The organism is Halopseudomonas pelagia CL-AP6, from assembly GCF_000410875.1.
Lineage (GTDB): Bacteria > Pseudomonadota > Gammaproteobacteria > Pseudomonadales > Pseudomonadaceae > Halopseudomonas > Halopseudomonas pelagia.
On the sequence record NZ_AROI01000079.1, the window covers coordinates 1 to 3,242 of the forward strand.

Genomic DNA, 3,242 nt, shown 5'->3' on the forward strand with positions numbered 1-3,242 from the left:
GTTTTTACACACTCTGGGCCAGAAGCAGTCCTTCGCAGCATGTCTAGAATACATGGGACGATTCAGTCGATTCGCCTGCGGTATGAAAGTTTCCACTGAACCCAATAGCGTTAGCTGATCCCTCTAGGTCTTGACTTAAGATTAATGCAAAGTGTTAAATTAAATTTTTAACGGTGGACTTCTCTCGAGGAGAAAATGATTTGGATCAGCGAATTTTTTAATGTGGCCGCTGTAATTGACTGCTCAACTTGGGATGTTTCTACTTTCCCCAGCGCGATGAGATAGGACAATTCTGTCTCTTTCTAATTTCTGCTTGACTCTGTCCTGCTCGGGTATATTAAAAATCCACTATTAACCGTGCTAAATCCTTCCTATACGTAATAGCTTTCAGCCATCGCTTCGGTCGTGATAGCATCAAGCAAACCAGCCGGAGTACAGGGATAGGCCGCAGATGAGCATGGTAGAGTGGGTACGTCGTGATAAGAACCAAAGCCTTGTGGTTTTTGTACATGGTCTGACAGGCGGAATGGGGACATGGGCATATGACGAGCATGTCTCCTTTCCTTCCCTTTTGTTAGCAGACCCTCGTATCGATGGCTTCGACATCGCATGCTTTAACTATTTCACTACGTTCACGAATATATACGGCACGTCCAAGTCGATTGTGGAGCGACTGTTCGGTTCGCTTAAGTCGCTCAAAAAAAACCTGCCAATTGAGGAAATCGGAGAGCTTCTTAAGGCTGAATTCTCTGTAAATTTCTATAACTACAAGAAAATTGTAATTATTGCTCATAGTATGGGCGGACTGATCTCCAAGTACTGCATCCTTCAACAGATTGAGCACGATGGACGAACCCCTGTCACGGGCTTTGTATCATTAGCCGTTCCTCACCAAGGCGCTAAGGCAGCGAGTATTGCGAGCTTGATCTCCAGCAATGCTCACGTCGGCGATCTTAAGGTCCTAGGTGAAGCAATTGATAAACTGAACCGGTCGTGGATTCAGTCCACCGTTAGGCCGGAGGTTAAATACATCTACGGCGCGCACGATATAATTGTGGAAAAAAATAGTGCCATTCCTACCGATACCCTAAAAGCGAATGCGGTAGCGGTGAATGAAGATCATGTAGGAATATGTAAGCCCAAAGATAGCGAACAGACTGTCTATCTTGCTGTCGTAAATTTCATCGAAGATCTCGCGATGAATTCTTTGGGGCAGTTAGAAAAGAAAGAATTCATTGACAATCAGCAATATGATGACCAGTTCTTTGTCCTTAAATTAGTACTTGCGGAGGTTGCCGAGGTCTTGACCGGCAGCGCTAAGGAATACTTCTTCAATGCTGAAGAAGCGAGGAAAATATTTTCCAGCGACCATGATCGTGAGCTTCTTCAGAAGCTATATGAGGACATTAGAACCCTTTATAGACTGGAGTACGAATATCACATAGCAAACAGCACCAGCACTACTCAACTGGTGCATTCTGTACATAAGAAGATATTTGATGTGCAGGATGGTTATCTAAAAACAACCCTTTCCCAATTGCGCGACAACCACAAAATGGGAATGATTCACCAATTGGCCAATAGGCCTGACACAAGAGTGGTTTGGTCAGATGCCACCACGCTAGAGGCATTAAAGTCTTTGTATACAGAGGCGGCAGATAGGGTAAATCGCCATGATCAGTAGCCTCCCTTATCTGCCAATTGATGAAGAGCTTGACCTAAATACAGCAATCCTGGTTCTGCTTTTATCGAAGATGGCCCTTAATAACCGCGGGAATCTAGTCCTAGATTTTGAAAAGATACAGATTTTCCTTTATTTAATAAAAAGCCCGGCAAAAATTGGTAAAATATTGCGATTAGCGGACAAGCCAAGTGCGCCTCTGGATAAAAAACTAACCCACACAATAGAAAGCATGTCCAGCAATGTAGACATGCTGTTTAACCGCCACAAGATTAAGTTACTAATAAGGCGCCTTGCTGCTTTGGGGTTTTTAAAGTGTGAGGGGATAGCGCAGAGCAAGAGTACTAGATATGCGCTGACCCATATAGGCAATGATTTCGCCAGCTCGCTCATAAGCGAGACGGCAGACAGGAATTACTTCAACTCTTTAGTTGAGATCATATCCAAGCTAGAGCCTCTGCAATCTAAGCCCACCACAAAACTCAATGCTTGGTTGAATACGCTACTCAAAGGGAATTGATTTATGCATCCTTATTTGAATATCGACTTTCTGCACTTGATCGGGAATCGAAAGAATTACAGTATCCAATTTTTTCCAGGTGTCAATATTATCTACGGTGACTCAGACACAGGGAAGTCGAGCATTCTAGAATTTATTAATTATCTCCTCGGGGCCTCATCCATTGTAATGGCAGATGAAATATCCTCCTCGATCACATACGCTGCGCTGGAGATCAGACTAAATGGTGTTGAGTACACGATAAAGCGAGACGTATTCAAGCCAAGTGCGCTAGTGGAGGTTTATCGCTGTATTTTTTCAGAGTGCGCTAACAATTACCCTAAAAAATATGCACCAAAATTTGGCTCAACAGAAGGGCCAGACGGGTATCTCTCTGATTTCTTTATGGGAGCATTAGGGCTGCCAGAAATAAATATTAAAGTATCCCCATCCAAAGCTGACTCTAATTTAAAGAGATTGAGCTTTCGCGATCTGTATAAGTTTTCATACATTGACCAAGATGAAGTCGGCAGCAAGAACTTACTTGACTCTGCGAACTGGGCGCTATTTTCGAGCAATAAAGAAGTATTTAAATATATTTTCAATGTTCTCGACACCAGCATATCCGAGTTGGAGCAAGAAATTTCCAAGCAATCTCAAGAAGCCCGGCGCCACAAGAATAAATATCAATCTGTTTCTGAATTCTTGCGAGAGACTGATTATGAGAGCCAATCTTCTATCGATGACTCTCTTACTTCTCTTGATGAGACTATTGAGGATCTGGAGCGGGAGCTGAGCCAGACCAACGCGAGAATGGTTTCCAGCTCAAGTCAGTACGAGTCTTACAAAGCCGCATTCAATACGCTTTCACTTAATGAAAAAAGTCTATCTCAAGAGCTAACAAATTTGCGAGACCAGTTGGATCGGTATGTTCGCCTAAAAAATGATTACGACAACGACATCGCAAAAATTGAGGCGACTTTATCCGCAAGTCACAAGATCGGCGAGATAAAAAGGATACCGTACCCATGCCCTATATGCGTGTCAATGGCCATTAATTTT

3 protein-coding genes are annotated in these 3,242 nt (G+C 43.2%); all 3 read left to right on the forward strand.

Translation table 11 applies throughout. The annotated features are described in order from the left end of the window. The first annotated feature begins 451 nt into the window (after positions 1-451). A complete protein-coding gene (locus tag K787_RS24170; RefSeq protein WP_022964881.1) occupies positions 452-1,684 on the forward strand; it encodes an ABC-three component system protein in 1,233 nt (410 codons plus the stop codon). Then, complete coding sequence (locus K787_RS0121715; protein WP_022964882.1) at positions 1,674-2,201, forward strand: ABC-three component system middle component 4; 528 nt, start codon at positions 1,674-1,676, stop codon at positions 2,199-2,201. The genes K787_RS24170 and K787_RS0121715 overlap by 11 nt, the downstream gene beginning before the upstream one ends. Before the next feature lie 3 nt (positions 2,202-2,204). Beyond that, positions 2,205-3,242: AAA family ATPase (locus K787_RS0121720; protein WP_022964883.1), on the forward strand; the 1,038-nt coding region annotated here is incomplete at its 3' end.

What these genes read in the sequence shown, in the direction of transcription:
- K787_RS24170 (WP_022964881.1), top strand. Translation starts at nt 452, where the DNA reads ATGAGCATGGTAGAGTGGGTACGTCGTGATAAGAACCAAAGCCTTGTG.
- K787_RS0121715 (WP_022964882.1), top strand. Translation starts at nt 1,674, where the DNA reads ATGATCAGTAGCCTCCCTTATCTGCCAATTGATGAAGAGCTTGACCTA.